The organism is Neorhizobium sp. BETTINA12A (assembly GCF_023006485.1).
Taxonomy (GTDB): domain Bacteria; phylum Pseudomonadota; class Alphaproteobacteria; order Rhizobiales; family Rhizobiaceae; genus Neorhizobium.
Genome location: NZ_JALBGW010000262.1, coordinates 1 through 4,122 on the forward strand (window position 1 = coordinate 1; position 4,122 = coordinate 4,122).

Annotated in this window: 6 protein-coding genes; 1 reads left to right on the forward strand and 5 read right to left on the reverse strand. The window is 61.8% G+C overall.

Translation table 11 applies throughout. The features are described from left to right. The 4 genes from MOV61_RS28775 to MOV61_RS28790 form a co-directional block, all read right to left on the reverse strand. The coding region (locus MOV61_RS28775; protein WP_247139035.1) for a methyltetrahydrofolate cobalamin methyltransferase at positions 1–919 on the reverse strand (919 nt) is incomplete at its 3' end. Between the two features lie 51 nt (positions 920–970). Then, the gene (locus MOV61_RS28780; RefSeq protein WP_038543300.1) at positions 971–1,273 is read right to left on the reverse strand and encodes a virulence factor; all 303 of its coding nucleotides are present in this window, start codon (positions 1,271–1,273) and stop codon (positions 971–973) included. Positions 1,274–1,402: 129 nt separating this feature from the next. Continuing rightward, positions 1,403–2,176: a formyl transferase gene (locus tag MOV61_RS28785; protein WP_247139036.1), complete on the reverse strand. Its 774-nt coding sequence runs from the start codon at positions 2,174–2,176 to the stop codon at positions 1,403–1,405. Between the two features lie 58 nt (positions 2,177–2,234). Next, entirely contained in the window at positions 2,235–2,876 is a 642-nt protein-coding gene (locus MOV61_RS28790) for a DUF1638 domain-containing protein (protein WP_244447501.1), read from the reverse strand. A 14-nt stretch (positions 2,877–2,890) separates the two neighbouring features. On the opposite strand from MOV61_RS28790, the gene MOV61_RS28795 reads away from it, so the two are divergent. Beyond that, complete coding sequence (locus MOV61_RS28795; RefSeq protein ID WP_038543295.1) at positions 2,891–3,049, forward strand: hypothetical protein; 159 nt, start codon at positions 2,891–2,893, stop codon at positions 3,047–3,049. A 30-nt stretch (positions 3,050–3,079) separates the two neighbouring features. On the opposite strand, the gene MOV61_RS28800 is transcribed toward MOV61_RS28795, so the two are convergent. Further along, on the reverse strand, positions 3,080–3,781 hold the full coding sequence (locus tag MOV61_RS28800) for a B12-binding domain-containing protein (RefSeq protein ID WP_038543293.1): 702 nt from the start codon (positions 3,779–3,781) through the stop codon (positions 3,080–3,082). Positions 3,782–4,122 lie beyond the last annotated feature (341 nt).

Consider the following 4,122-nt stretch of genomic DNA (forward strand, 5'->3'; position numbering starts at 1 on the left):
CGCGTCGGCCGCTGGCAGCAGAAGGTGCAGCCGTCGCAGCGGCTCCGCCGCCTTCGACTGGCTTGTAGTCGCGATAGGTCATGATCCAGTTACCGCAGTTCTGATCCGTGCCGTTCAGCACGTTGGCGGCGCGCACCGCTTCCATTTCCTGCGGCCGGCAGGGGTTCATGATCGCCGACGTCATGCCGGCGCCGATCACCATCGGGATGAAGCCGGCATTGATGCCATGGCGGTGCGGCAAGCCGAAGGAGATGTTGGAGAGCCCGCAGGTCGTGTTGACCTTCAGCTCCTCGCGCAGGCGCCGCAGTAGCGCAAAGACCTGGAGGCCGGCGCTGCCGAGCGCGCCGATCGGCATGACCAGCGGATCGACGACGATGTCATGCGGCTTGATGCCGTAGTCGGCGGCGCGTTCGACGATCTTCTTGGCGACCGCGAAACGGACGTCCGGATCCATCGAAATGCCGGTCTCGTCGTTGGAGATCGCCACGACCGGTACGTCGTATTTCTTGCAAAGCGGCAGGATCGCCTCGAGCTTTTCCTCCTCGCCGGTGACCGAATTGACCAGTGGCCGGCCCTTGGCCACTTTCAGCGCCGCCTCGATGGCGGCTGTCACCGAACTGTCGATCGACAGCGGCACGTCGACGAGGCCCTGGACGATCTCCAGCGTCCGGACGAGTAGGCCAGGTTCGGTCTCGTTGGGGTTGACCGAGGTGACCCCGGCATTGACGTCGAGCATGGTGGCGCCCGCCGCCACCTGTTCCAGCGCATCCCTGATGACCGTGTCGAAATTGCCCTCGATCATCTCGGCCGCGAGCTTCTTGCGGCCCGTCGGGTTGATGCGTTCGCCGATCACGCAGAAGGGCTGGTCGAAGCCGATCACAATCTCCCGGGTTGCGGATGCGACGATGGTGCGGGTCATTTCTTCCTCCAGGCGCGCGATGCGGCGCCAAACGATGTGATTGTCTGAACGTCAGGCGGTTTCGCGGCCGCCGGTCTTCACCAGCGCCACGAGCTTTTCCCGGTCATAAGCTGCTTCGAGTTCGGCCGCCGCCCTGTCGGCTTCGGCCTCAAGATCGTCGGAGACGGCGATCGGTTGTGCCTTGCGCCATTCGGCGAGATAGTCGTCGGTGCCGGCTGCGCCGCTGCGCATCGCGCACATGTCGATCGCCTCGGTAAAGCGCAGCGACAATTCCCGCTTGGCGGTCTGGCGGCCCTTCTTGATGATCACCTGCGCCGGAATATCCCGCCAGAAGACGACGATGCGGTCGGCCATGAATTCCTCCGTGTTGAGGTGCAGCATGCACGGGTGCGGGCGACAAGACTGCGCTTGTGACGACGTCGCACCCAGCAAAATACGACGCGGTGATGGGATTGCCTTGCCGGATGTCGGGCCGGGTGCCGGTTACCAGATCTTCCGGGTCAGCCCGTGATAGACCCAGGTCCAGATCGGCGGCGGGAAACGTAGTGCGGAGGGTCCTTGCGGCTGGTACGGCTTCAGTGTGCCGGCGATGGCATCGCGAAGCGCGCGGACGCTGATATCGACGGAAGAGGCGGTCATCAGCAACGGATAAGTGGCGAGCGAATCCGAGCGCGCCGGCTCCACCCGCTTCTCGTAGAGCGTTCCGCCGGTATCGATGCCCTTGTCGACCAAATGCACGGTGGCGCCAAAGTTCTTCTCGTCGCCTTCGACACGCGACCAATAGCCGCCCATCTGGCCGCGATACATCGGATTGATGCCGGCGTGGAAGTTGATCACCGGGCAGGGGACAGCGGCAAGCGTCTCCGGCGACAGGATGCGGCAGGATATGGTGAAGATCGCGGCGGGCTTCAGGGCTGTCACCGCTGCGTGACAGGCCGGATCGTTGAGGGAGGCCACGTGCGTCACGGGGATCGCCGGGTTAGGCTCGGTGGAATGGCCGTAGTCGCGGATGATCTCGGCGGAGCGGCTCGCCGCCACGCTCTTGGTGAGCCGCGACGCGATCATCGTCGCAAGTTGGCCAAGCGCGGTAAACCAGCCGAACCGCCGGGCGCGGCGTTTCAAAAGCGTGCCCTTCGATTCCGGCTGTTCCTCAACGACATGCAGGTCGGGGAAATGTTTTGCCAACGCGTTGATCATCACCTGCGGGTTCACCCCGCCTGACGTCATCACCACGATCCGAGAATTCCGGTCCTGCATCGATCCCTCCGCAAAAAGCGCAGGGCCGCACTCTTCCGCCGAAGGCCCGAAGAAACGGTTAAACCGAGTGTAACGCCTGCGTGAGGTCGCCGTAGCCGGTGAACCGGTATTCGTATTCCAGGCCGAGATATTCGGCGGCCCCACGCGCCTTCTCCTGAAGGACCTCGTCTTCCTCCTGGCTCAGATAGACGAGCTTTCGGTAATTGCCGAAATACATGTCCTTCAACTCCGGATGACGATCGAGGCCGAGCGGTTCGATGACGAAGGCCTCGAACTGGCGGGCGAGAAAATCTGTCAAGAAGAATGAGAACAGGTCTTCGTCCGCCTTTGCGGCAAAAGCGTCGTTTCCGGCGAAGAAGGAATAACAGTGCGGCCCCTCGATGCGGGCGATGCCCTCGCGTTCGCAGAGCCGGTCGATGTCGCCGCCGGTTCCGCAATCCGCATAGGCGAAAAAGATCTTTTCGAAACCCGCTTCCCGCGCCTCGGCGACGGCTCTTTCAAGCCCCGGAACGATCTTCTGCGGATAGGCGTGCCAGATCGCCGGCAGGCAGTTGAGATCGATATGGCCAAGACCTTGCTGCCTGGAAACAGCAAGGATTTCCCGCGCGATCGCTCCGCACGCGATCACGTGAACTTTTTCGCAAGTTGAACGTTCCTTTGCCGGAAAATCCATTTCCGCCACGATTTCATTTCTCTCCATCGGAGTATTCTAACATGACGGTCAAGACAGTCACGGTAATCGCCGCTCTTCTCGCGACGATGGTTTCACTCACCTCCTGCGGCAATACCATCCGCGGCATGGGCAAGGATGCGGCCAACACCGTCAATGCCACGCAGGATGCGGGACGCCGGGTCGATCGCGCTGCGCGTTAAGGCGTCGCCGTCAGCAAGCCGTTCGGCGCCTCAGGCGCCGGCGGCAAGGCTGTTGTGCTTGCGGCGGATATATTCCTTTGCCGTTTCGACGGCGACCGCCGCATCGCGGCAATAGGCATCGGCGCCGACCGCCTTGCCGAATTCCTCGTTGAGCGGCGCGCCGCCGACAAGTACGATATAGTCGTCGCGCATGCCCTTTTCCTTCAGCGTATCGATGACGACCTTCATGTAAGGCATGGTCGTGGTCAAAAGCGCCGACATTCCAAGAATATCCGGCTGTTCCCGCTCGATCGCATCGAGATAGTTCTCGACCGGGTTGTTGATGCCAAGATCGACCACGTCGAAGCCCGCTCCCTCCATCATCATGCCGACAAGGTTCTTGCCGATGTCGTGGATGTCGCCCTTGACGGTGCCGATCACCATCTTGCCGAGTTTGGGAGCGCCGGTCTCGACCAGAAGCGGCCGCAGGATGAACATGCCCGCCTTCATGGCACCCGCCGATAGCAGCACTTCCGGCACGAAAAGAATGCCGTCACGGAAGTCGATGCCGACGATGCGCATACCCTCGACCAAGGCCTTGGTGAGGACGTCATAGGGCGTCCAGCCGCGCGTGAGCAGGATGTTGGTCGCCTCCTCGATCTCCTCCTTCAAGCCGTCGTAAAGATCGTCGTGCATCTGCTGCACGAGTTCCTCGTCGGAAAGTTCCGCCAGGATGATTTCGTCGTCGGACATGCAATGTTTCCCTTCGTTCGAGGGGCCGGTTCGAAGGCCGGCAAATCAGACGTTTACCGTCCCGACTATCTGTACCTTTAATTTGCTTGGCAATTTCTTTCGTATGCGACAGCGGCGCGTCGGAAAAACGACGGAAGATCACGGCGTGATGTCTGTCCTGTACAAACCCGTGACGCAGAAAGGCGGGGCTCGGCTTGCGCTTGAGCCTAGCATGGCGCATCAAAAAAGCTTGAGGCGCTTTTCAAAGCGGAGGCGAGGAACATCATGGACGATTTGACCCCAGAGACGGAACCGGCAGGCAGCGGGGCCAGACGCGGCCGCGGCGAGCGGGGAGCGGCAGG